This is a genomic window from Bradyrhizobium sp. Rc2d (assembly GCF_900099855.1).
GTDB lineage: Bacteria > Pseudomonadota > Alphaproteobacteria > Rhizobiales > Xanthobacteraceae > Bradyrhizobium.
Map to the genome: position 1 here is coordinate 16145 of NZ_FNCU01000030.1, position 23993 is coordinate 40137.

Genomic DNA, 23993 nt, shown 5'->3' on the forward strand with positions numbered 1-23993 from the left:
ACTACGCCCTGGGGTAATGGGTCCTGGCTTTCGCCAGGACGACGAATGAAATTGCTGCGGCAGTGGGCCCTTTGCGAAGCTCGCTACTGCCCCGGCTTGATCGCCCAGCTCACATTCACCGTCACCGACAGCGTCTCCTCGCCGGGCGCGACGGCTGCGGGTGCAGCCATCGGAGCCGCTGCCATGCGGCCCTTGAACAGCGGCACCGGGCCGCCGCCCTCGGTGACGCTGAGCGGCGTACCCAGCGTCACGCCAGCAGCCTTGGCATAGATCTCCGCCTTGCGGCGGGCATCGGCGACCGCCTGCTCGCGCGCATCATCGAGTAGTTTTGAGGCCTGCGTCACCTCGAACGAGATATTTCCGATGTCGTTGGCACCGGCGCTAACCAGCGTATCGATGATGCCGGCGACCTTGGTCACATCGCGAATTTTTACGGTGACGCGATTGGAGGCGCGGAAGCCGACCACGGGCGAGGCGCCGGTGGATTTGTTCTGGCCGTATTGCGGCTGCAGCGACAGGCGCGAGGTCTGATAATCCTTCTCGGCAATGCCGGCGCCCTTCAGCGCCAGCAGCACCTTGCCCATCGCCGCGTTGTTGGCGTCGGAAGCCTCCTTCGCCGACTTGGCGTCGTTGGCGACGCCGGCGTCGATCTGCGCGAGATCGGGCGCCGCGGAAATCCTGGCTTCGCCGCTCACCGAAATGACGGACGGAAAATCGTCGGCGCGTGCGGGGGCCAAAAGCAGCGTGGTGGCGAAGACGGCGGCAAGGGACGTCAAAAGGAGGGCAGGCTTTTTCATCATTCTCACTTCAGCGGCACGAAAACGTTGATCACGAGCTTGTCCTCGGCCGTCTTCAGCGGATCGGTGAGGTACTCCTCGATGAAGGTGTCCTTGGCTTCCAGCCTCTTGTCGTCGAGGTGATTGGTGATCGCCTCATAGGTGTTGTCCATGTTGTCGTAGGAGCCGCGATGGACGAATTTCAGCGCCTTGCCCTCCGGCGATTTGCCGATGCTCATATCCTTGGGCAGGTTCTTCGGATCCTGCTCGACCGGGATCTGGGCGAGGAAGGTGAAGCCGGTGTCGTCGGTGGAGGTGTAGACGATCATCGAATTGCCTGATGGCTTGATGCCCTGCTTGTCCAGCAGCGTGTTCAGCGCCTTGAAGGCGTCGATCAGCGTGTCGAAGGCCGAGTCCCAATTGGCAGTGCCCTTGACCATCACGACCTTCTTGGGCTCGAGCATGGTCTCGAGGCCAAAGGGATCGGCGGTCTGCACCGGGGCGGGGGTGGCAGCTGCCGCGGGCGGGGGCGCTGCCGGGCTGGGTGAAGCGCTGGCTGCGGGCGAGGGCGTCGCAGCGGGTGAGGCGCTGGCCGCCGGCGCAGGCGAAGCACTCGCGGCAGGCGCCGGCGAGGCCGATGGCGCCGGCGAGGGGCTTGCCGATGCGGCGGGCGCCGGGCTCGGTGTTTGCGCCAGAACTCCGGACAGGCCAAACGACAAGGCCGCTGCCGGGATTAACGCGGCCAAAGCGAGACGACGAAAACTGATCATTTTACTCTCCCCAAGACCTTGCGTCCCAAGGCCTAAATCCGTCCTGCACCCCGCCGCGCCTCCCGGTCGCGCGAACGGCGCAGTTCTAACACGCGAGCGCCAAATTCGTCCCATGACAGATGCGTCATGGGCGGCCTCCAGGGCGCTTCGCAGCAAACCGCTGGCCAAGCCGGCAAGGATCGCCATATAAGACGGGCGAAATTCGGGAATTTTCATGAGCGCGCTGGCCAACCACGCATTTGCCAAGATGAACGGCATCGGCAACGAGATCGTCGTTGTCGACATGCGCGATTCCGCAAGCCGGGTGACGCCGGACGACGCGCGGGCGGTGGCGTCCGCCAACGGCGGCGTGGCTTACGACCAGCTCATGGTGCTGCAGAAGCCGCGGCTGGCCGGCACCGAAGCCTTCATCCGCATCTACAACAATGACGGCTCCGAGGCCGGCGCCTGTGGCAACGGCATGCGCTGTGTGGTGCGCCGCATCTTCGAGAAGAGCGGGCAGACCACCGCGACATTCGAGACGGCTGCGGGTCTGCTCAATTGCTGGCAGGGCCCCGCGCCCGACCTCTACACCGTCGACATGGGTGTGCCGAAGTTCGGCTGGCAGGACATTCCGCTGGCGGAAGAGTTTCGCGACACCCGCTACATCGAGTTGCAGATCGGGCCGATCGACAATCCGATCCTGCACTCGCCGTCCGTGGTGAGCATGGGCAATCCGCACGCGGTCTTCTGGGTCGAAGACGTCAACGCCTATGATCTCGAGCGTTTCGGTCCGCTGCTTGAAAACCATCCGATCTTCCCCGAGCGCGCCAATATCACGCTTGCCCATATCGTCGATCGCGACCACGTCACGATCCGCACCTGGGAGCGTGGCGCCGGCCTGACCAAGGCGTGCGGTTCGGCGGCCTGCGCCACGGCCGTCGCCGCGGCGCGGCTGAAGCGCGCCAATCGCAACGTCGAGATCACGCTGCCCGGCGGCAAGCTCGGCATCGAATGGCGCGAGCGCGACGACCATGTGTTGATGACGGGCACCGCGACCTTCGAATATGAAGGCAATTTCGATCCGGCGCTGTTCGCGCCGGTCGGCTGATGGCCGTCGACGTCGTCACTTTCGGCTGCCGCCTCAACGCCTTCGAGGCTGAGGTGATCCACCGCGAGGCGGAGAGCGCCGGCCTTTCCGACACCATCGTCATCAATAGCTGCGCCGTCACCAATGAGGCGGTGGCGCAGGCGCGCCAGTCGATCCGCAAATTGAAGCGCGAGCGGCCCGGGGCCCGCATCGTCGTCACCGGCTGCGCGGCGCAGACGCAAGCCGCGATGTTCGCCGCTATGGCCGAAGTCGATCGCGTCGTCGGCAATGACGACAAGCTGCGCTCGTCCGCATGGCGCGATGCGCGCGATGCATTCGACATGGGCGCCAGCGAGAAGATCGCCGTCAGCGACATCATGGCGGTGAAGGCGATGGCGCCGCATCTCGTTGACGGCTTTGCAACCGGCCTGCCGCGTGTCTTCGTGCAGGTGCAGAACGGCTGCGACCATCGCTGCACCTTCTGCATCATCCCGTTCGGCCGCGGCAATTCGCGCTCGGTGCCGATGGGCGCGGTGGTCGAACAGGTGCGGGCGCTGGCCCTGCGCGGCCATGCCGAGATCGTGCTGACCGGCGTCGACCTCACCAGCTACGGCGCTGACCTGCCGGGCGCGCCCAAGCTCGGCATGCTGACCAAGCAGATCCTGCGGCACGTGCCGGAATTGAAGCGCCTGCGCATCTCCTCGATCGATTCGATCGAGGCAGATGACGATCTGTTAGATGCCATCGCCGACGATGCGCGGCTGATGCCGCATCTGCACCTGTCGCTGCAGTCAGGCGACGACATGATCCTGAAGCGCATGAAACGGCGGCATTTACGGCAGGATGCGATCGCGTTCTGCGACCAGGTGCGTCGCCTGCGCCCGGACGTCATTTTCGGCGCCGACATCATCGCGGGCTTCCCGACCGAGACCGAGGACATGTTCTCGCGCTCGCTCGATCTCATCGAGGAATGCGGCCTCACCTTCCTGCACGTCTTCCCCTACTCGCCACGCCCCGGCACGCCGGCCGCGCGAATGCCACAGGTTGCAGGCAGCGCGATCAAGGAGCGCGCGCGGCGGCTGCGTGCAGTTGGCGAGGCAGCGTTGCGGCAGCGCCTGCAAGCCGAGATCGGCGCAACACGCGAGGTGCTGATCGAGAGCGAAGGACAGGGACGCACGGAGCATTATCTGCCGGTGGCGATTGCGGGCGAGCGGGTGGGTAGCGTCGTGCCACTCAGGATCGCCGGCAGCGATGGCGAGCGGCTGACGGCGTAAACAGCGGTCGTTCCACAACTGCATCCCCGACGTCGTCCTGGCGAAAGCCAGGACCCATTACCCCAGGGAGTAGTTATTGCACGCGATTGCCAACCACGAGTCTTCGCAAACCGTAAGTCGGTGGTAATGGGTCCTGGCTTTCGCCAGGACGACAACGGAATACGCGGCCCGCAATGTGCCCCAAGCGCGCCCCTACAACGCCCGCACCTGCCAGAACCGCAGGGTGCGCCGCGCGTTCTCCGGCGTCATTCTCGCAAAATGGCCCTGCGCCCGCGCGAGATCTGCCGGCTTCATCGCGCCTGTCGCGTAACGGCTTTCGAGCACGGCGGCGGTGGTGTCCCAGCCGAGCTGCGCGGCCTTGCACGGCACCAAGAGGCCGTCGTCGCGCAGGCTCTGCATCAGCGGGCGAATCACTTCGACCGTCGATTCGGACAACGCCGCCAGGGCCGCCACCGTCTCCTCATAGCGCCGCTGTCTGGCGAAGCTGAACAGCGTCGCTTCGTTGAGCCGGCCGTGCGCTTTCAGATTTGCGATGGCCCGCTTGGCGCCTTCGAAGTCGCGCACGCCAGACATCTCGCGCTCGACGCCGACGGTGACAGCGGCAATCGCGCTCTGGATTTCCTCGAACAGATGCGGTGGCGCGCGTGACAACAGGCGGGTGCGCACGGCATCGCTCGCCGAACGCAGCAATTGGCGGCGCAGCTCCGACGGCAAATCGACGCGGACGCCGATGCTGATTGCGAGCTCCGGATCGCTTTCGGCCTGTCCGACGATGATGGCAAATCCGCTGCCGGAGACGCGGGCGCCGGGATTGGCGGCGAGCCGCCGGCTGACGCTGGGATAGCGGCGTGCCAGCAGCGCGTCGGTGACGATCTCCTTCAGCCACCAGCGCCCGGCGACCGCGAGCAGATGCGGCTCGCCCTTGCTGGAGGCGATCTTCATCAGCTCGCCATCGTCGAGGCGGGCGGATTCCTGGAGCACGGGTCCGGCGATACGGATCTCGTCATTGTTGGCGAGGCGGCGGATCACGGATGGCGGCGCCTGCGCGATCGGCGCGAGCTGCGCGCTGATCTCGGCGAGCGCAACGCGGGCGCCGATGTCGGCGATGGCACGCAGCTCGATGGTGCCGATCAGGCGCTCGAGCACATCGTCGAACAGCGCGATCTGCTCGTCGTCAAAACTGCCGGCAGAAGCCAGGAACAGATCGGTGACGCGCCGGGCCGTCTCCAGCCCTTTTTCCGGCGAGCCCATCCGTATCGCGGATTCGACCTCGTCGACGATCGATAGCTCGGCCTTGGACATCACGCGCTGCTCGTCCTGAGCGGTTACAGAAGCTTGTTCTAGGCAACCGCTATCATTAGAGCCGAGCGCTGAACGTTTCGTAAACCATGGCCTGAGGCCGACTAGCTCAGCGATATGCCGCCGCTGCGTCAGTGCGCTCCCTCCCCCGCTTGCGGGGGAGGGCTGGGGAGAGGGTATCTCCGCAGAGGGACTCCCCAAGAGGAGAGAACCCTCACCCGGCGCTACGCGCCGACCTCTCCCGCAAGCGGGAGAGGTTCAGTCCCCGTTCCATCCGCAGGCACGGAGGCGCTCGTGCATGTGGGGCGGGGCCGGCGCCACAACGCGGATCGGGTCCTTGTTCCGCGAGATCGGCACCACGATTTCGCGGGAATGCAGGTGCAAGCGCGGCTCGCCGAAGCGCGGGCCGTTGCCGTAAATGTTATCGCCGATGATCGGCCAGCCGGTCGCGGCCGAATGCACCCGCAATTGATGGGTCCGTCCGGTCACCGGTTCCATGGCGAGCCAGGTCAGGCCCGCGCCGCGCCCCATCACCTTCCAATTGGTGATCGCCTTCTGCCCTTCCGGATCCGGTTTCTGCCACCAGCCGCGCTCGGCATTGAGGCGGCCGAGCGGCATGTCGATGCTGCCTTCGTCTTCGGCAGGGCCGCCCTCGACCACGGTCCAGTAGGTCTTGCCGATCTTGCCGTGCTTGAACAGGAGCCCGAGCGAAGCTGTCGCCTTGCGGTGGCGGCCGAGCACGAGGCAACCGGAGGTGTCCTTATCGAGCCGGTGAGCCAACACCGGCGGCCGTGGCAGGCCGAAGCGGAGCGCGTCGAAGGAGGCTTCGAGGTTCGCCCCGCCCTTGGGGCCGCGATGCACCGGCAGGCCGGCCGGCTTGTCGATGACCAGCATCAGGCCGTCGCGATGGAGCACGCGGCTTAAGATTTCATCGGCGGTCAATTCGGGAACATCGAGCAATTGCAAGACTTTCGTTTAATCGCCGGAACGGCTAACACACCCCCGCCATGAACGATACCTCCGAGACCCCCAAGCTGAGCTGGTGGCGCCGCCTATCCAACGGGCTGAAGCGCACGTCGTCCTCGCTCGGGACCGCGGTCGCCGACCTCGTCACCAAGCGCAAGCTCGACCGCGCCATGCTCGACGACATCGAGGACGTGCTGCTGCGCGCCGATCTCGGCACGCAAGTCGCGGTACGGATCGCGGACGCCGTCGGCGCGGGGCGCTACGACAAGGCGATCTCGGCGGATGAGGTCAAGGACGTGGTCGCGACCGAAGTCGAGAAGGTCTTGGCGCCGGTGGCGAAGCCGCTCGAGATCGACGCCGGCAAGACGCCGTTCGTCGTCCTCGTGGTCGGCGTCAACGGCTCCGGCAAGACCACCACCATCGGCAAACTGTCGCAAAAGTTCGCGTCCGAAGGCCGCAAGGTGATGCTCGCCGCCGGCGACACGTTTCGCGCAGCGGCGATCGAGCAGCTCAAGGTCTGGGGCGAGCGCACCAAGACGCCGGTCATCGCCGGCGCGCAAGGATCGGATTCGGCGAGCCTCGCCTTCAACGCACTGACGGCAGCGAAGGAGCAGAGCATCGACGTGCTCCTGATCGACACCGCCGGCCGGCTTCAGAACAAGGCCGAGCTGATGAACGAGCTCGAGAAGGTCGTGCGCGTCATTCGCAAGGTGGATGCCACCGCGCCGCATGCGGTGCTGCTGGTGCTGGATGCCACCGTCGGCCAGAACGCGCTGTCGCAGGTCGAGGCCTTTCATCGCACCGCCGGGGTCACCGGCCTCGTGATGACCAAGCTCGACGGCACCGCGCGCGGCGGCATCCTGGTGGCGCTGGCGGAAAAATTCAAACTGCCGGTGCATTTCATCGGCGTCGGCGAAGGCGTCGACGATCTCGCGCCCTTCACCGCGCGCGATTTCGCCCGCGCCATCGCCGGAATCGAAAGTTGAGAATGGACAAGACCCAGCCGCATCCGTTGTTCAAGCTCGCGACCGAGCTCGGACCGCTGCTCGTGTTCTTCTTCGTCAATGCGAAGTTCAATTTGTTCGCCGCGACCGGCGCCTTCATGGTGGCGATCGTGGCGGCGATGGCCGCCTCCTATGTGGTGACGCGGCACATCCCGATCATGGCGATCGTGACGGGCGTCATCGTGCTGGTGTTCGGCACGCTGACCCTCGTGCTGCACGATGAGACCTTCATCAAGGTCAAGCCGACCATCATCTACGGCCTGTTCGCCGCGATCCTCGGCGGCGGCCTGCTGTTCAACCGCTCCTTCATCGCCGTGATGTTCGACCAGGTGTTCAATCTGACGCCGCACGGCTGGCGCATCCTCACGCTGCGCTGGGCGCTGTTCTTCGCCGGCATGGCGGTGCTGAACGAGATCATCTGGCGCACCCAGAGCACGGACTTCTGGGTGAACTTCAAGGTCTTCGGCGTCCTTCCGCTGACCGCCATCTTCGGCATGATCCAGATGCCGCTGATCAAGCGCTATCACCTCGAGCCGGTGTCGCTGGAGGCGAGCGAGGCCGAGGCGGGAGATGTGAGCAAGGGGTGAGCGGTGAGCGCTCGCCACACATTCGGTGTCATCGCCCGGCTTGACCGGGCGATCCAGTACTCCGAGCCGTCTGTGGCTGATCGATAAGCCGCGGCGTACTGGATGCCCCGGTCAAGCCGGGGCATGACAGCTGTATGTGGGGCGCCGGGTCTTTGATTCGCAATGACGGGCTTGGCTAAGATCCCGCCTTCAGCGCCTTCTCCAGCTCCGGCATCAGCACCGTCGTGAGGTTTTGCGGCGTGACCGGTCCGACCAGCTTGTAGACGATGGTTCCCTCGCGCCCGACGACGAAGGTCTCGGGCACGCCATAGACGCCCCATTCGATCGAGGCGCGGCCGTTGGCGTCCACGCCGACGCGGCCGAACGGATTGCCGTAGCGTCCGAGGAAGCGCCGGGCGTTGTCGGCCGCGTCCTTGTAGTTGATCCCGACGAGCTGGAAGCGCTTGTCCTTGGCGAGCTCGGTCAGGAGCGGCGCCTCGTCATGGCACGGCACGCACCAGGACGCCCAGACGTTGACGAGGCTGACCTTGCCTTTGAACGCGGCGGGATCGAGCCCCGGTACCGGCGCATTGTCAGCCTGCAATCCCTCGAGCGGCGGCAGCAGCGTTTGCGGCGCCGGCCGCCCGATCAGCGCGGACGGAATCCGCGAGGGATCGCCGCTGCCGAGCCGAAACCAGAACAACAGCGCAAGGCCGAGGAAGGCGATCAGCGGCAGCGCCATCAGGAAGGTGCGGCGCTGCGGCGTCGCCGGGCTCGATTGATTGCTCATGATCGATCCGTCGCGCTGCGGCCCGAGCGGCGGGTCACGCCACTGCGATCGAGCTCGCGCAGGCGCTGCGTCTGGTTGCGATAGTCGAGCACGACCCAGCCGATCAGGATCACGACCACGAGGGCCGCTGCGGCATATGAGGTCACGATGAACGACGCGTAAGGACCGAGCGCCATCATCACGCAGCTCCAGCTTCTTTTGACGCGTTTTCTTCACGCGAACCGGCGTCCACTCCGCTCGAAAACGCGACGCGGCTCGCCTGCATCATTTGCAGGGAACGGACACGGCGGCGCAGGATCTCGTTGCGCATCGCAGCCAAGTGCAGCGTGACGAACAGCAGTGTGAAGGCGATCGCCATCACCAGCAGCGGGATCAGGAACGACTTGTCGAGCGTCGAGCCGCCCATGCGCATCACCGAGGCCGGCTGGTGCAGCGTGTTCCACCAGTCGACGGAGAACTTGATGATGGGCAGATTGATGGCGCCAACCAGCGTCAGCACCGCCGCGGCGCGTGCCGCGCGCGAGGGATCGTCGACCGCGCGCCACAGCGCCATCAGGCCGAGATACATCAGGAACAGGATCAGCACCGAAGTCAGCCGCGCGTCCCACTCCCAATAGGTGCCCCACATCGGCCGGCCCCACAGCGAGCCCGTGAGCAGCGCGAGGAAGGTGAAGGCAGCGCCGATGGGAGCAGCCGCTTTCGCGGCGACGTCGGCGAGCGGATGCCGCCACACCAGCGTGCCCAACGAGGCGATGCTCATCACGCCCCACACGAACATCGAGAGCCAGGCATTGGGCACGTGGATGAACATGATCTTCACCGTCGCGCCCTGCTGGTAGTCGTCGGGCGCAAGCGCCGACTGGTAGAGACCGATGGCGAGCAGGATGACGGTCGCAGCCGCAAGCCACGGCAGCAGACGCGCTGTCAGCGCGAGGAACCGCGTGGGATTGGCGAGGTCGATCAGCGTCATGGTATTCTGATAATCATCCGGGAGCGCTCAGGCAATCAGCACGAAAGCACGTCGCGAAAGTTGATGTGGGTCAAGGTCAGGCGGGCCCATCTCAATCGAGCCCATCTCAGTCGAGTCCATGCCGCAGGCTCGCCGCCGCGGCGAAGGGTCCGATCACGAGGCTGACCAGCGACAGCGCGCAGAGGATCGAGAACGGCGCGCCGAACGTCATCGGACCGACGATCACGGCCTGCGAGGCCGCGACCCCGAAAATCAGCACCGGAATCGACAGCGGCAGCACCAGCACGGCCATCAGCAGTCCGCCCCGATGCAGGGTCACCGCCAGTGCCGCGCCGATCATGCCGGTGAAAGTGAGCGCCGGGGTTCCCGCCAGCAGCGTCAGCGCCACCGCGCCGGTTGCGACCATGTCGAGGTTGAGCAAGAGGCCGAGCACGGGTGTTGCGACAATCAGCGGCAGGCCGGCCGCCAGCCAATGCGCCAACGCCTTGGCGGCGCAGGCGAGTTCCAGCGGCGTCCGGCTCATCGTGATCAGGTCGAGCGAACCATCCTCATGGTCGGCCATGAACAGCCGGTCCAGGGTCAGCAGGCTTGCCAGCAGCGCACCGAGCCAGAGAATGGCCGGCCCGAGCCGCGACAGCAGCGCCAGATCCGGGCCCACCGCGAACGGCATCAGCACCACCACGGTCAGGAAGAACAGCACGCCGATCAGCGCCCCGCCGCCGACGCGGAGCGCGATCCGGATGTCCCGGTGGATCAGGGCCGACAAGGCGGTCATGAGAGGCTCCCCTCGTGCCCCAAAGGCGGTGCGCTCCCTCCCCCGCTTGCGGGGGAGGGCTGGGGTGAGGGTGTCTCGGCAACGAAGACTCCCCCAGAGGAGAGAACCCTCACCCGGCGCTGCGCGCCGGCCTCTCCCGCAAGCGGGAGAGGCAAGGGAGCCCGCGGCGACGGCTGCGTCCCGGGTGAAAGAGCGAAGCTTTGCCGCTCGAAAAACTGAGGGTGAAGCCGCCTCACGCCATTCCCCCGATCCTGAGCTCGCGCGAGTCGATCCCCAATGGCGCGTGGGTCGCTGCGATGATCATGCCGCCGCGCGAAAGGTGCTCGCGCATTAGGCCGCCGAACATGTCCTGGCCGGCCACGTCCAGCGCCGTGGTCGGCTCGTCCAGCAGCCAGACCGGGCGGCGCACGGTCAATAGCCGGGCCAGTGACAGCCGGCGGCGCTGGCCGGCGGAGAGGAAGGCGGCGGGCAGGTGGGTGGCGTGGTCGAGGCCGACTTTGGTGAGGCTCTCGGCGGCATCGCAGCGCTCACCACCGAGGAAATCAGCCCAGAATGCCAGATTTTCTGCCACGCTCAGCGCCGGCTTCAGGGCATCGCGATGGCCGAGATAGTGGCATTGCTCCGGCAGCGTCAGCTCGCCGTCGCCCCCATCCAGCGCGATCGTCCCGCCGGCCGGAATGAGCAGGCCGGCGATCAGCCGCAGCAGCGAGGTCTTGCCCGATCCGTTGCGACCCATCACCGCCACGGCTTCGCCGGAGGCGGCCGCGAAATCGAGGCCGGCGAACACCTCGCGGCCACCCCGCACGCATCTGAGTCCGTGACCTGAAAGCCGCATCTCGCCTCGTTTCAACCCGCTCAAAGCCAGGCCTCAGGAAAACTTGGGGTAGCGCATGGGAATTTTTGGCTCGCGGATTGGCGCGGCACGATTGTGGCTGTGGCGGCGCGGTTAGAAAGCTTCTATAAGCCCGGAACTACTTGATGCAGCAACTCAACCTGCCCCTGCAAGCGGCCAAGCCTGATACGCTGACGGTGTTAAAATACCCTGCCGGGTATAACTAACAATTGGGATTCCTACATGACCTCGCTCGACAGCTTCAAATGCAAAAAGACCCTCAAGGTCGGCGCCAAGACCTATGTCTATTACAGCCTGCCCACGGCCGAGAAGAATGGTCTGAAGGGAATTTCGAAACTTCCCTATTCGATGAAGGTCCTGCTCGAGAACCTGCTGCGCAACGAGGACGGCCGCTCGGTCAAGAAGGAAGACATCGTCGCGGTGTCGAAGTGGCTGCGCAAGAAGTCGCTGGAGCATGAGATCGCGTTCCGCCCGGCGCGTGTCTTGATGCAGGACTTCACCGGCGTGCCCGCGGTGGTCGACCTCGCTGCGATGCGCAACGCGATGCAGAAGCTCGGCGGCGATGCTGAGAAGATCAATCCGCTGGTCCCGGTCGACCTCGTCATCGACCACTCCGTGATCGTGAACTTCTTCGGCGACAACAAGGCCTTCGGCAAGAACGTCACCGAGGAATACAAGCAGAACCAGGAGCGCTACGAGTTCCTGAAGTGGGGTCAGAAGGCGTTCTCGAACTTCTCGGTCGTGCCGCCCGGCACCGGCATCTGCCACCAGGTCAATCTCGAATATCTGGCCCAGACGGTCTGGACCAAGAAGGAGAAGATGACGGTCGGCAAGAAGACCGGCACCTTCGAGGTCGCTTATCCCGACTCGCTCGTCGGCACCGATTCCCACACCACCATGGTCAATGGTCTCGCCGTGCTCGGCTGGGGCGTCGGCGGCATCGAGGCGGAAGCCTGCATGCTCGGCCAGCCGCTGTCGATGCTGTTGCCGAACGTGGTCGGCTTCAAGCTGAAGGGTGCGATGAAGGAAGGCGTCACCGCGACCGACCTCGTGCTGACCGTGACGCAGATGCTGCGCAAGCTCGGCGTCGTCGGCAAGTTCGTCGAGTTCTTCGGCCCGGGCCTCGACCATCTCTCCGTCGCCGACAAGGCGACCATCGCCAACATGGCGCCCGAATATGGCGCGACCTGCGGCTTCTTCCCGGTCGACGCCGCCGCGCTCGACTACCTCAAGACCTCCGGTCGCGCCTCGGCGCGCGTTGCGCTGGTGCAGGCCTATGCCAAGGCGCAGGGCCTGTTCCGCACCGCCAAGTCGCCCGATCCGGTGTTCACGGAAACCCTGACGCTCGACCTCGCCGACGTCGTTCCCTCGATGGCCGGTCCGAAGCGTCCCGAGGGGCGCATCGCGCTCCCGTCGGTGGCCGAGGGCTTCTCGCTCGCGCTCAGCAGCGAGTACAAGAAGGCCGAGGAGCCGGAGAAGCGCTTTGCCGTCGAAGGCAAGGACTTCGAGATCGGTCACGGCGACGTCGTGATCGCGGCGATCACCTCCTGCACCAACACCTCGAATCCGAGCGTGCTGATCGGCGCCGGCCTGCTTGCGCGCAACGCGGCTGCGAAGGGCCTCAAGGCCAAGCCGTGGGTGAAGACCTCGCTTGCCCCGGGCAGCCAGGTGGTCGCGGGCTATCTCGCCGATTCCGGTCTGCAGAAAGATCTCGACAAGGTCGGCTTCAACCTGGTCGGCTTCGGCTGCACCACCTGCATCGGCAATTCCGGTCCGCTGCCGGAAGAGATCTCGAAGTCGATCAACGACAACGGCATCGTCGCCGCTGCCGTGCTCTCAGGTAACCGCAATTTCGAAGGCCGCGTCTCGCCGGACGTGCAGGCGAACTATCTGGCCTCGCCGCCGCTGGTCGTCGCGCATGCGCTCGCGGGCAGCGTGACCAAGAATCTCGCCACTGAGCCGCTCGGCGAGGGCAAGGACGGCAAGCCGGTGTACCTGAAGGACATCTGGCCGACGACGAAGGAGATCAACGCCTTCATGAAGAAGTTCGTGACCGCGTCGATCTTCAAGAAGAAGTACGCCGACGTGTTCAAGGGCGACACCAACTGGCGCAAGATCAAGACGGTCGAGAGCGAGACCTATCGCTGGAACATGTCTTCGACCTATGTGCAGAACCCGCCCTATTTCGACGGCATGAAGAAGGAGCCGGAGCCGGTCACCGACATCGTCGAGGCGCGCATCCTCGCCATGTTCGGCGATAAGATCACCACCGACCACATCTCGCCGGCCGGCTCGATCAAGCTCACCTCGCCCGCTGGCAAATATCTCAGCGAGCACCAGGTGCGCCCGGCAGACTTCAATCAGTACGGCACGCGCCGCGGCAACCACGAAGTGATGATGCGTGGCACCTTCGCCAACATCCGCATCAAGAACTTCATGCTGAAGGGCGCCGACGGCAACATTCCGGAAGGCGGTCTGACCAAGCACTGGCCGGACGGCGAGCAGATGTCGATCTACGACGCCGCGATGAAGTACCAGGAAGAGAAGGTGCCGCTGGTGGTGTTCGCCGGCGCCGAATACGGCAACGGCTCCTCGCGCGACTGGGCCGCGAAGGGCACGCGCCTGCTCGGCGTTCGCGCCGTGATCTGCCAGAGCTTCGAGCGCATCCACCGTTCGAACCTGGTCGGCATGGGCGTGCTGCCGCTGACCTTCGAGGACGGCACTTCCTGGCAGTCGCTGGGTCTGAAGGGTGACGAGAAGGTCACGTTGCGCGGCCTCGTCGGCGACCTCAGGCCGCGCCAGAAGCTGACCGCGGAGATCGTTTCCGGCGACGGTTCGTTGCAGCGCGTTTCGCTGCTTTGCCGCATCGATACGCTGGACGAGCTCGATTACTACCGCAATGGCGGCATCCTCCATTACGTCCTGCGCAAGCTCGCGGCGTAAGCGCGGATTTGTGAACGATGGCTCACTGCGAAGTGAGTAGAAGCCAGAACGAAGGCGGCCTATCAAAAGGCCGCCTTCGCGCGTTTTGCGGCACGTTTCGGATGGGCCCGGCCGGTGGAAAACCTCCTCCTGGACGGAAGAATGTGCTGCGCCCCGTAAGATTACGGTGACCATCAGGCGATAAGATTCCCTCTCACGAGCAATGGTGTGCGGCGTTCGACATGACAACAATGACGGCTTCTCATCCGATTTCACGTTGGTCCAGTGCCCTCTGGTCGGGTGCTCTCGGCATCTGTGCGATCGTCGCCGTCATCCGCCCTGCCGAGGCTGATCCCCGCGCCGTTGTCGAATTGTTTACCTCGCAGGGCTGCTCGTCCTGCCCGCCCGCCGACAAGATCATCGGCGATCTCTCCAAAGATCCCTCGGTCATCGCGCTGAGCATGCCGATCGACTATTGGGACTATCTCGGCTGGAAGGACACGCTGGCCGATTCGCGGTTCTCTGCGCGGCAGCGTGCCTACTCGCGCATGCGCGGCGACCGCGAGGTCTACACGCCGCAGGTCGTCGTCAATGGCTCGACCCATGTCATCGGCAGCGATCGCACCGGCATCGAGAATGCGATCGGCAAGACCGACAAGGGCATGGGCGTGATGAGCGTGCCGGTGACGATGTCGCTTGCGGGCAAGCAGATCAGCGTCTCCGTCGCCGCGAGCAACGAGCCCACAGTCTCGCATGGCGAGGTCTGGATCTGCTCGATCGCCAAGTCGGTGCCGATCACGATCACCCGCGGCGAAAATCGCGGACAGCAGATCACCTACCACAACGTGGTGCGCAACCTGCTCAAGGTCGGCGATTGGACCGGCCGTCCGGAAAGCTGGACGGTGCCGATCGAGAACTTCACGCGCGACGGCGTCGACGGCGCGGTGGTCTATGTTCAGGATGGCAACCGAGAGAAGCCGGGTGCGATGCTGGGCGCGGCGTACACGTCGCTGCACTGATTTCACGCGCGCACCAGCCTCGCACTCGCTCTAACTCCCATGGTGAGGAGCGCGCCCTTGCGCGTCTCGAACCATGCAGGCCCGGCGGATGCAGCTCGGCCTTTCATCCTTCGAGACGCCGCGCGGGCGCGGCCCTCAGGATGAGGGGGAGAGCCGGTGCATGAGGAGAGAGAGCGGGCTCGGCGAGCCGGAAACATCCCGACACAAACAAAAAAGGACCAACTTGCGTTGGCCCTCCTTGTCGCGCGTACAGACCCGATCCTGTCGACCCCGGGGGGCTGGGGGCTGAGGAATCCGGAACCGAAGGACCGGGCCAACGCACGTGAGCCTTTTCGCAGTGCAGGGCGGCAGTCGCTAGGCGGAAAAGCGGCGACACTATGATTCCTGCTAACGATCCCGTGACGGTTTGCCGCGACAAAGTTCCACCATTGCGTGTGTCCCGATTCGATGAGTCGAACGAGGAGGCCCCTTGCGGTAGGGACCGGTTGGCGCAATCATGCAACTGTCATGATGCCCGAGGTTCCGGTTGTCGCGGACGCGGGGCATGCCGTGCGATGAGGAGGCGCTTCCCATGAATCTGATGTCGGAGGATGCCGAGCCGAGCGAGCAGCGCGCGGCGGCGCGCCCCGCCGCTGCGACGACGCACCCGAATCGGGTGACGTTCAACCGCCTCGAGCTGCACCGGATTCTCAATCTCTACGGCCGCATGGTCGCCGACGGCGAGTGGCGCGACTACGCTATCGACTTCCTGAAGGACCGCGCCGTGTTCTCGGTCTATCGCCGCGCTTCGGAAGTGCCGATCTATCGGATCGAGAAGGACCCGCGGCTTGCGCGCAAGCAGGGCATGTACAGCGTGATCTCGGCGACCGGCCTGATCCTGCGCCGCGGTCACGAGCTCGAGCGCGTGCTACTGGTGATCGATCGGAAGCTGGCGGTGGTGTGAGGCTTTCGTAGCCCGGATGAGCGAAGCGACATCCGGGACTTTGCTTGCACCGTTCCCGGGTATCGCTTCGCTCACCCGGGCTACGGCATCTACTTCCCCGGCACCGTGCGCGCGCCCTCGCCGAGGTCACGTTGCATCATCACCGTATCCAGCCAGCGGCCGAATTTCAGCCCGACATTGGGATGCGTGCCGATCATCTTGAAGCCGCTCTTGGTGTGAACGCCGATCGAGCCGGCATTGGCGGAATCGCCGATCACCGCGATCATCTGTCGGAAGCCACGCGCCACGCATTCGGTGATCAGCCGCTCCAGCAGCAGGGAGCCGACACCGCGGCGGTGGAAGGAGGGGTCGAGATAGATCGAATTCTCGACCGTGAAGCGATAGGCCGGCCGCGGCCGGTAGGCCGCGGCATAGGCATAGCCGGCCACGCGACGATCGAGGATGGCGACGAAATAGGGATAGCCGCCGTCGATCAGCGCGCGATAGCGCCGTGTCATCTCGTCAAGGTCGGGCGGCTCCAGCTCGAACGTCGCGGTGCCCTCGCGGACGGCCTGCTGATAGATGGCGGTGATGGCGGGAAGGTCGGCCTCGGTGGTGGGCCTGATTTCTGGTGCGGACATGGCGGGAAGATTAGAGGCTTCCCGCGACCGCTGGAAGGGGGCTGCGCTGCTTCTCCGGCGTCATTGCGAGCCACCGGGTCCGCGCAACGCGCGGCCCGATGACAGGCTCCGCGAAGCAATCCAGAAATGCATCCGTGGAGGCACTCTGGATTGCTTCGTCGCAAGAGCTCCTCGCAATGACGGTGCCTGTGGGTACAGCCCGGCCCAAACAAAAACCCCGGCCTTTCGGCCGGGGTTCATGTCGTTCCCTCGTCCTGGCGTTAGTCGCGCTGGCCGAGGAGCTGCAACAGCAGCGTGAACAGGTTGATGAAGTTCAGGTACAGCGACAGCGCGCCGGTGATGGCCGCACGCTCTGCGATGTCGCCGCCGGCCGAGGCGTAGCCGTAGATGTAGTCGTTCTTCAGCCGCTGGGTATCCCAGGCAGTGAGGCCCGCGAACACCAGCACGCCGACCACCGACACGATGAACTGCAGCATCGAGCTGGCCAGGAACAGGTTCACCAGGCTCGCGATGATGATGCCGATCAGGCCCATGAACAGGAACGAGCCCATTCCGGTCAGGTCACGCTTGGTGGTGTAGCCGTAGAGGCTGAGCGCGCCGAAGGTCGCCGCGGTGATGAAGAACACCCGCACGATCGAGGTGTGCGTGAACACCAGGAAGATCGACGACAGCGAGATGCCCATCAGCGCCGAGAACACCCAGAACAGGATCTGGGCCGTCGAGGGTGCCAGACGGTTGATGCCCGCCGAGATCACGAACACCATCGCGAGCGGCGCCAGCATGAACAGCCACTTCAGGGGGCTCACGAACATCGCGTAGCCGAATGGCGTCAGGAACAGCTTGCCGACGCGGACGGCTTCCGGCGTCGGGACGTCCGTCACGGCGGCCATGTAGACGCCGAGCGCGGCAAGGCCCGTGATGGCCAGGCCGATGCTCATGTAATTGTAGATGCGCAGCATATAGGCGCGCAGGCCGGCATCGACCGTCGCGGCGTCAACACGCCCGGCGGCCCTGCCGAAAGGAGAAGCGTAGTTACGGTCTAGGTCCGACATGGTCGAATTCCCGTTGGTTGGTCCGGTCCGGCATGAGGGTCGCCATGCCGCCGGTTCGTCAGTTCTATCTCGGATACCGCTGCCAGCCGACTAAATTTTGGCTCACAATCGGGGCTCCGAACCCACTCGATATGTGGGAAACTAACACATTCGCTGCAACCGTCCACGCGCGGCCGAATGTCGCCCTCGGCCACAATCCTGACGGGCGGACGTGGTTAATCGCAGGAATCGTGCGATTCCGCTCCCGCGCGCCCATCCGCTACCTTTTGTCACAAATTCCGCAACACCGTCGCGGGCTTTTTGTTCAACGCGAGCAGCGTGCCGGCGAGCCCGAGCCCCACAGTGACGACGAGCGCGGCCGCGACCACGCTGGCGGCGCTGCCGGCCTGCCAGACGAAACTCAGCGTCATCAGCCGCGTCACGATCATCCAGGCCGCGATGCTGCCGGCGATCACGCCGAACACTGCGGTGGCGAGCCCGATCAGGAGGTATTCGAGCGCATAGGCGCCGAGCAGCCGCAGCCGCGTCGCGCCCAGCGTCTTCAGGATCACCGCATCATAGACCCGGTGGCGATGACCGGCGGCGAGCGCCCCGCCGAGCACCAGGATCGCCGAGATCAGGGTCACCGCACTGGCGCCGCGGATCGCGAGCGCCAAGTTGGTCACCACCGAGCCGACCGTCTCCATCACCTCGCGCACGCGCACGCTCGTCACCATCGGATAGGCGTCGGCCACTTGCTTGATGATCTTGCCGTCGCCCGCAGCGTTGCTGCCGGCTTCGGTCAGCGTTGCGATATGGGTATGCGGTGCGCCCTTGAAGGCGTTCGGCGAGAACACGAGGACGAAATTGATGCCGAGCCCCTGCCAGTCGATGGTGCGCAGATTGCCGATTCTGGCCGGGATGTCACGGCCAAGCACGTTGACCACGATCTCGTCGCCGAGCTTGAGACCGAGTCCGTCGGCGATCTTCTTTTCGATCGAGACCAGCGGCGGGCCGGAATAGTCGGCGCTCCACCATTCGCCCTCGACCACCTTGGACCCCTTCGGCAGCTCGCCGGTATAGGTCAGGCCACGGTCGCTTTGCAGCACCCATTCGGAATCGGTCGAGGGCTTGAGCTTCTCGGCGCGCAATCCGCGCGCGCCGACGATGCGGCCACGCAGCATCGGCACGTCCTCGACCTTGGCACCGGGGGCGATCTGGCGCAGATAGAGGTCGAACTGCTCGGCTTGCGCGCTCGGGATGTCGATGAAGAAGAACGATGGCGCCTGCTCGGGAAGCGACGCCAGGAACTGGCGGCGCAGATTGCCGTCGATCTGGGTGATGGTGACGAGCACGGCGAGCCCGAGCCCCAGTGACAGCACGACGGACGGCGTCAGCGCGCCCGGCCGGTGGATGTTGGCGATGGCCAGCCGCAGCATCGGCAGCCGCGTCCGCGGCAGGTGCCGTGCGATGGCCATCAAGAGGGCGGCGATGCCGCGCAGCAGGGCGAACACGACGACGGAGGAGGCCACGAACACCACGGCGATGCGCTTGTCGAAGGACAGGCCGATCACGACGGCGACGAGCAGGACGATCACGACGCCCATGAACACCAGGTAGCCCAAGCGCGGCCGGTGCCATTCCGAGCTGATGGTGTCGCGAAACAGCGCGGCCACCGGCACGTCGTGGACGCGGCCGAGCGGCCACAGGCCGAAAGCCAATGCGGTGAGCAGGCCATAGACGAAGGACAGCGCTAGCTCGTCGGCATGCACGGCCGGCACCACCGGCAGCGGCAACAGCTTGCCGAACAGGCCGACGATGGCGAAGGGCATCGCGGCGCCGAGCGCAAGGCCGATCACCGAGCCGATCGCGGCGAGCAGGATGACCTGCGCGAGATAGATGCCGAACACGTCGCGGCCGGTGGCGCCGACGGCCTTGAAAGCCGCGATCACCTCGAGCCGGCGGTCGATATGGCTCTTGACGGCATTGGCGACGCCGACGCCGCCGACCAGCAGCGCGGCGAGGCCGACCAGCGTCAGGAACTGAGTGAAACGGTTGATGTTGCGCTCGAGCTGCGGCGAGGCGTTGGAGCGGCTGCGGATCTCCCAGCCGGCCTGCGGCGCCGCGTTGCGCGCGTCAGTGATGAAAGTCTCGGTGGCGCGTTCGCCGTTGGCGGCGTCAGGCAGCTTCACCCGGTAGACCCAGCGCATCAGGCTGCCGGGTTGGATCAGGCCGGTGGCGCGCAGGCCCGCCTGGCTGATCAGGAAGCGCGGACCGAAGCCGATGCCGCCGGCGAGCTTGTCGGGTTCGGCCTCGACGGTGCTGCGGATCTGGAACGTCGCCGAGCCGATGGTGACGCGATCGCCGGTCTTGAGCGAGAGCCGCGCCAGCAGCGTTGGATCGGCGGCGGCGCCGAACGCGCCGTCACGCTCCGCAAGCAGATCGGACATCGGCAGCGGCGGCGCCAGTTTCAGCTGGCCGAGCATCGGATAGCTGTCGTCGACCGCCTTCATCTCGACCAGCGCGAGCTTGCCATCAGTCGAGCGCGCCATGCCGCGCAAGGTCGCGGCTGTCGACACGGTGCCGCGCGAGCGCAGGAACGCGACCTCTTCCGGCTTGGCCTCGCGCTGGAACAGCACGAACGAGACGTCGCCGCCGAGCAGCGTGCGGCCTTCGCGCGCAAGACCGTCGGAGAGGCTCGCCGAGACCGAGCCGACGCCGGCGATCGCCATCACGCCGAGCGCGATGCAGGCGATGAAGACGTAGAAGCCGCGCAGGCCTCCGCGCAATTCGCGCAGCGCGTAGCGCAGCGACAGCGCGACGGCACCGGGCCTCGCGAACGATTCGGCAGCCGTGCTCATGCGGGCGCGGACTGCGTGTCGATGCGCCCGGAGCGCAGGCGGATGACGCGATCGCAGCGATGCGCGAGCGAGGAATCGTGCGTGACCAGCACCAAGGTCATGCCGCGCTCGGCATGCTTGCTAAACAGGAGATCGATGATCTGCTTTCCGGTTGTCTCATCCAGATTGCCAGTCGGCTCGTCGGCGACGAGGATCGCCGGATCGGGCGCCAGCGCGCGCGCCAGCGCAACGCGCTGCTGCTCGCCGCCGGAGAGTTGCGTCGGATAATGATGCAGGCGATCGCCGAGCCCGACCGATTGCAGCTCCTGCGCCGCGCGCCTGGCGGCATCGGGATTGCCGGCGAGTTCGAGCGGCACCGCGACGTTCTCAAGCGCCGTCATGGTCGGGATCAGATGGAAGGACTGGAAGACAATGCCGACCTGGCGGCCGCGGAAGCGGGCCAGCGCGTCCTCGTCGAGGGCATTGAAAGGCGTGCCGTTGACCACCACCTCTCCGCTATCAGGACGCTCCAGCCCCGCCATCACCATCAGCAGCGTGGATTTGCCCGAGCCTGACGGGCCGATCAGGCCGATCGTCTCGCTCCGGCCCACGCGCAGGCTGATATCCTTGAGGATGTGAACGCGCGCCGCGCCCGTGCCCAATGAGAGATTGACGTTGGAGATGGCGATGGTGTCCGCCGCGGTGGCGGCGAGCGAAGAGGTTTCGATGCGACTGTCCATGGTCCGGTCATATGGCAACTCCGCTGGCGCGGTCGAGAGGCGTTACGGATTGTTCATGCACATAGCCGTGTTGATGTTCGCTTTGATGACGGCCATCACGACGGCCTCGGCACAGGGGCAGAAGCCGATCAAGCTCGTCGTTCTCGGCGATTCCCTGAGCGCCGGTCTCGGCCTACCGGCCCAGGACGCATTTCCCCAAAAGCTGCAAAAGGCCTTGCAGGCCAAGGGCATAGCGGTCGACATGATCAATGCCGGGGTGTCCGGCGACACCTCCTCCGGCGGCCGCGACCGGCTCGACTGGTCGGTGCCTGAAGGAACCGAGGCCGTCATCGTCGAGCTCGGCGCCAACGACGCGCTGCGCGGCATCGATCCCGATTTGACGCGCGCCGCGCTGAGCGACATCGTTCAGCGGCTCAAGGCACGCAAGATCGCAGTGCTGCTGTGCGGCATGCTGGCGCCGCCGAATTACGGCGCCGATTACGCCGCGCGCTTCAATTCGATTTATCCGGAGCTGGCGAAAAAATTCGACGTGCCGCTCTATCCGTTCTTCCTCGACGCCGTCGCCGCCGACGCCAAGCTCAACCAGGCCGACGGCATTCATCCGACCGCGGCCGGCGTCGACATCATCGTCGAAAGGATGATGCCCACCGTGGAGGCATTCCTTGGCACGATCGCTGAGCAACGGCGTTGAAAAGCAGGCAGCGCTAACCGTAATTCCCAGGGTTTTACCGGGGTGAGGCGGGCTAAGCTTCGCAGAGTCACACAACTGCGATAGGAATCAGGGTACCGGTGATTCGTCGCCGGCTCTAATTTGGGGATGGTCCTGCTTCCCAGGGGCTGTACCCAAGCATCGGGAGTGCGAAACGATGCCGCGTTTGTTCACTGGTCTGGAAATTCCGGCCGAGATCGGCCAGTCGCTTTCCAACTTGAGGGGTGGCCTTCCCGGCGCCCGCTGGATCGATCCCGAAAATTATCACGTCACCTTGCGCTTCATCGGCGATATCGATGGTGTCTCCGCCAACGAGATCGCCTCGATGCTGTTTCGCGTCGACCGCAAGCCGTTCGAGGTGAAGGTGCAGGGCCTCACGAGTTTTGGCGGCCGCAAACCGCGGGCAGTCGTTGCGACGATCGCGCCGAGCAAGCCGCTGATGGAATTGCAGGCCGAGCTCGAACGCATGATGCAGCGGATCGGTCTCGATCCTGAAGGCCGCAAGTTCATTCCGCATGTCACGCTGGCCCGGCTGCACGACGCCTCCGATCGCGACGTCGCCGACTATCTCTCGCTGCGTGGCTACTTCCCGAGCAAGGCGTTCATGGCGGAGCGCTTTGTTCTGTTCTCGTCCCGCGCTTCAACCGGCGGCGGCCCGTATGTCGTCGAGGACGCTTACGAGCTGTGTGCGTAGCTTGCTCTCATGCCCCGGCCGTAGAGCCGGGGCCCAGCGCTCAGCGATGAACGAAATTTGGCGATGAACGAAGCGGTGGGTCCCGGATCAGCGCGTCCGGGACACGAATCCGCATACCCCATCCACCAATTCACGGCTTGCAATTTCCGCCGGTCTCTGGCGGTAAGGGGCCATGCTCACGACCCCAAGTTCCCCGTTCAGCGAAGCCTATCAGGCCGAGATCGCGTCTGGCGCGATCGAGCCCGATGCCGCGCAGGCCGAAGTCGCCGAGGCCTATGCGGCGCTCGACCTGCGGCTCGCGACTTACAAGCCGCAGCGCAAGCAGGGCCTGCTCAGCCGCCTCTTCAGCAGTGACAAGGACGAGACGCCGCGCGGGCTCTACATCCATGGCGAGGTCGGTCGCGGCAAGACCATGCTGATGGACCTGTTCTTCCAGTACAGTACCGTCGAGCACAAGCGCCGCGCGCATTTCCACGAGTTCATGGCGGAGGCGCATGAGCGCATCTATGACTATCGCCAGGGCATCGCGCGCGGCGAGATCGCCGACGCTGACGTCATCGCGCTGACCGCGACTGCAATCTTCGAGGAGAGCTGGCTGCTCTGCTTCGACGAATTCCATGTCACCGACATCGCGGACGCGATGATCCTCGGCCGTCTGTTCGCAAAGCTGTTCGAGCTCGGCACCGTCATGGTCGCGACCTCCAACGTCGCGCCCGACGATCTCTACAAGGGCGGCCTGAACCGGTCGCTGTTCCTGCCTTTCATCAAGCAGATCACCGACCACATGGATGTCGCGCGTCTCGATGCGCGCACCGACTTCCGCCTGGAGAAGCTTCAGGGCGTGCCGATGTGGCTGACGCCGGCCGACGTTGATGCGCATGCCGCGCTCGACCGCGCCTGGTCGAAGATGAGCGGCGGCGCCCGATGCAAGCCGCACGACATTTCGATCAAAGGCCGCATCCTGCACGTGCCGTGCTCGGCCCATGGCGTGGCGCGGTTCTCGTTCGCCGATCTCTGCGAGAAGCCGCTTGGGGCATCGGACTATCTCAGGCTCGCGCACGACTATCACACCATCCTGGTCGACCATATTCCAGTGATGGACTTCTCCCAGCGCAACGCCGCCAAGCGCTTCATCACGCTGATCGACACGCTCTATGACAATGCGGTGAAGTTGATGGCCTCGGCCGATGCCAATCCGATCTCGCTGTACCTCGCCACCGAAGGCAACGAGGCCAACGAGTTCAAGCGGACCGCATCACGCCTGATCGAGATGAGCTCGGAATCCTATCTGGCGCTGCCTCACGGCCGCAAGGATTCCACCGCCAGCGGCTCGACCAAGGGCCTGGTGGAGACTTAAGTCCTA

The 23993-nt window shown here is 65.2% G+C and carries 23 protein-coding genes; 10 read left to right on the forward strand and 13 right to left on the reverse strand.

The window, feature by feature from the left end:
- Positions 1 to 83: 83 nt before the first annotated feature.
- Both BLV07_RS29695 and BLV07_RS29700 read right to left on the reverse strand, forming a co-directional pair.
- Complete coding sequence (locus BLV07_RS29695; RefSeq protein WP_176945845.1) at positions 84 to 797, reverse strand: SIMPL domain-containing protein; 714 nt, start codon at positions 795 to 797, stop codon at positions 84 to 86.
- A gap of 5 nt (positions 798 to 802) precedes the next feature.
- A complete protein-coding gene (locus tag BLV07_RS29700) occupies positions 803 to 1546 on the reverse strand; it encodes a GyrI-like domain-containing protein (RefSeq protein ID WP_091893050.1) in 744 nt (247 codons plus the stop codon).
- Between the two features lie 214 nt (positions 1547 to 1760).
- On the opposite strand from BLV07_RS29700, the gene dapF reads away from it, so the two are divergent.
- Positions 1761 to 2636 (forward strand): diaminopimelate epimerase, encoded by an 876-nt coding sequence (gene dapF / locus BLV07_RS29705; RefSeq protein WP_091893052.1) that lies wholly within the window; start codon positions 1761 to 1763, stop codon positions 2634 to 2636.
- Complete coding sequence (gene mtaB, locus BLV07_RS29710; protein WP_091893055.1) at positions 2636 to 3889, forward strand: tRNA (N(6)-L-threonylcarbamoyladenosine(37)-C(2))-methylthiotransferase MtaB; 1254 nt, start codon at positions 2636 to 2638, stop codon at positions 3887 to 3889. The genes dapF and mtaB overlap by 1 nt, the downstream gene beginning before the upstream one ends.
- 192 nt (positions 3890 to 4081) lie before the next feature.
- Here mtaB and BLV07_RS29715 read toward each other — a convergent pair whose 3' ends face one another.
- Together BLV07_RS29715 and BLV07_RS29720 are read right to left on the reverse strand one after the other, a co-directional pair.
- Positions 4082 to 5191, reverse strand: a complete 1110-nt coding sequence (locus BLV07_RS29715; RefSeq protein ID WP_091893057.1) for a DUF2336 domain-containing protein — start codon at positions 5189 to 5191, stop codon at positions 4082 to 4084.
- A 255-nt stretch (positions 5192 to 5446) separates the two neighbouring features.
- Positions 5447 to 6148, reverse strand: coding sequence for an RluA family pseudouridine synthase (locus BLV07_RS29720; protein WP_176945846.1), 702 nt, complete (start codon positions 6146 to 6148; stop codon positions 5447 to 5449).
- A gap of 47 nt (positions 6149 to 6195) precedes the next feature.
- Between BLV07_RS29720 and ftsY the strand changes: the two genes are divergently transcribed.
- Together ftsY and BLV07_RS29730 are read left to right on the forward strand one after the other, a co-directional pair.
- Positions 6196 to 7140 carry a signal recognition particle-docking protein FtsY gene (ftsY, locus tag BLV07_RS29725; protein WP_091893059.1) on the forward strand — a complete coding sequence of 315 codons (945 nt, stop codon included), beginning with the start codon at positions 6196 to 6198 and terminating at the stop codon, positions 7138 to 7140.
- A gap of 2 nt (positions 7141 to 7142) precedes the next feature.
- The gene (locus tag BLV07_RS29730) at positions 7143 to 7745 is read left to right on the forward strand and encodes a septation protein A (protein ID WP_091893061.1); all 603 of its coding nucleotides are present in this window, start codon (positions 7143 to 7145) and stop codon (positions 7743 to 7745) included.
- Positions 7746 to 7920: 175 nt separating this feature from the next.
- On the opposite strand, the gene BLV07_RS29735 is transcribed toward BLV07_RS29730, so the two are convergent.
- From BLV07_RS29735 to ccmA, 5 genes are all read right to left on the reverse strand, one after another.
- The gene (locus BLV07_RS29735) at positions 7921 to 8514 is read right to left on the reverse strand and encodes a DsbE family thiol:disulfide interchange protein (RefSeq protein ID WP_091893063.1); all 594 of its coding nucleotides are present in this window, start codon (positions 8512 to 8514) and stop codon (positions 7921 to 7923) included.
- Positions 8511 to 8696 (reverse strand): heme exporter protein CcmD, encoded by a 186-nt coding sequence (gene ccmD, locus BLV07_RS29740; protein ID WP_091893065.1) that lies wholly within the window; start codon positions 8694 to 8696, stop codon positions 8511 to 8513. Before ccmD ends, BLV07_RS29735 begins: the two co-directional genes overlap by 4 nt.
- Positions 8693 to 9484 carry a heme ABC transporter permease gene (locus BLV07_RS29745; RefSeq protein WP_091893067.1) on the reverse strand — a complete coding sequence of 264 codons (792 nt, stop codon included), beginning with the start codon at positions 9482 to 9484 and terminating at the stop codon, positions 8693 to 8695. Before BLV07_RS29745 ends, ccmD begins: the two co-directional genes overlap by 4 nt.
- Positions 9485 to 9590: 106 nt before the next feature.
- Positions 9591 to 10259, reverse strand: coding sequence for a heme exporter protein CcmB (gene ccmB, locus BLV07_RS29750; RefSeq protein ID WP_091893069.1), 669 nt, complete (start codon positions 10257 to 10259; stop codon positions 9591 to 9593).
- Positions 10260 to 10491: 232 nt separating this feature from the next.
- The gene (ccmA, locus tag BLV07_RS29760; RefSeq protein WP_091893071.1) at positions 10492 to 11094 is read right to left on the reverse strand and encodes a heme ABC exporter ATP-binding protein CcmA; all 603 of its coding nucleotides are present in this window, start codon (positions 11092 to 11094) and stop codon (positions 10492 to 10494) included.
- A 240-nt stretch (positions 11095 to 11334) separates the two neighbouring features.
- On the opposite strand from ccmA, the gene acnA reads away from it, so the two are divergent.
- The 3 genes from acnA to BLV07_RS29775 all read left to right on the forward strand — a co-directional run bounded on the left by acnA (position 11335) and on the right by BLV07_RS29775 (position 15996).
- Positions 11335 to 14055 (forward strand): aconitate hydratase AcnA, encoded by a 2721-nt coding sequence (acnA, locus tag BLV07_RS29765; RefSeq protein ID WP_091893073.1) that lies wholly within the window; start codon positions 11335 to 11337, stop codon positions 14053 to 14055.
- Positions 14056 to 14276: 221 nt separating this feature from the next.
- Positions 14277 to 15053, forward strand: a complete 777-nt coding sequence (locus BLV07_RS29770; RefSeq protein ID WP_091893075.1) for a DUF1223 domain-containing protein — start codon at positions 14277 to 14279, stop codon at positions 15051 to 15053.
- 571 nt (positions 15054 to 15624) lie between these two features.
- Positions 15625 to 15996, forward strand: coding sequence for a DUF2794 domain-containing protein (locus BLV07_RS29775; protein ID WP_091893201.1), 372 nt, complete (start codon positions 15625 to 15627; stop codon positions 15994 to 15996).
- Between the two features lie 89 nt (positions 15997 to 16085).
- On the opposite strand, the gene BLV07_RS29780 is transcribed toward BLV07_RS29775, so the two are convergent.
- From BLV07_RS29780 to BLV07_RS29795, 4 genes are all read right to left on the reverse strand, one after another.
- On the reverse strand, positions 16086 to 16616 hold the full coding sequence (locus tag BLV07_RS29780) for a GNAT family N-acetyltransferase (protein WP_091893077.1): 531 nt from the start codon (positions 16614 to 16616) through the stop codon (positions 16086 to 16088).
- 260 nt (positions 16617 to 16876) lie between these two features.
- Positions 16877 to 17668 (reverse strand): Bax inhibitor-1/YccA family protein, encoded by a 792-nt coding sequence (locus BLV07_RS29785; RefSeq protein WP_025575992.1) that lies wholly within the window; start codon positions 17666 to 17668, stop codon positions 16877 to 16879.
- Positions 17669 to 17937: 269 nt separating this feature from the next.
- A complete protein-coding gene (locus BLV07_RS29790) occupies positions 17938 to 20508 on the reverse strand; it encodes an ABC transporter permease (RefSeq protein ID WP_091893078.1) in 2571 nt (856 codons plus the stop codon).
- Positions 20505 to 21227, reverse strand: a complete 723-nt coding sequence (locus tag BLV07_RS29795; RefSeq protein WP_091893080.1) for an ABC transporter ATP-binding protein — start codon at positions 21225 to 21227, stop codon at positions 20505 to 20507. The genes BLV07_RS29790 and BLV07_RS29795 overlap by 4 nt, the downstream gene beginning before the upstream one ends.
- 55 nt (positions 21228 to 21282) lie before the next feature.
- Here BLV07_RS29795 and BLV07_RS29800 point away from each other — a divergent pair, with 55 nt between their 5' ends.
- From BLV07_RS29800 to zapE, 3 genes are all read left to right on the forward strand, one after another.
- Positions 21283 to 21918, forward strand: a complete 636-nt coding sequence (locus tag BLV07_RS29800; RefSeq protein WP_176945857.1) for an arylesterase — start codon at positions 21283 to 21285, stop codon at positions 21916 to 21918.
- A 175-nt stretch (positions 21919 to 22093) separates the two neighbouring features.
- Complete coding sequence (gene thpR / locus BLV07_RS29805; protein WP_091893084.1) at positions 22094 to 22630, forward strand: RNA 2',3'-cyclic phosphodiesterase; 537 nt, start codon at positions 22094 to 22096, stop codon at positions 22628 to 22630.
- Between the two features lie 172 nt (positions 22631 to 22802).
- The gene (gene zapE / locus BLV07_RS29810) at positions 22803 to 23987 is read left to right on the forward strand and encodes a cell division protein ZapE (RefSeq protein WP_091893086.1); all 1185 of its coding nucleotides are present in this window, start codon (positions 22803 to 22805) and stop codon (positions 23985 to 23987) included.
- Positions 23988 to 23993: the final 6 nt, after the last annotated feature.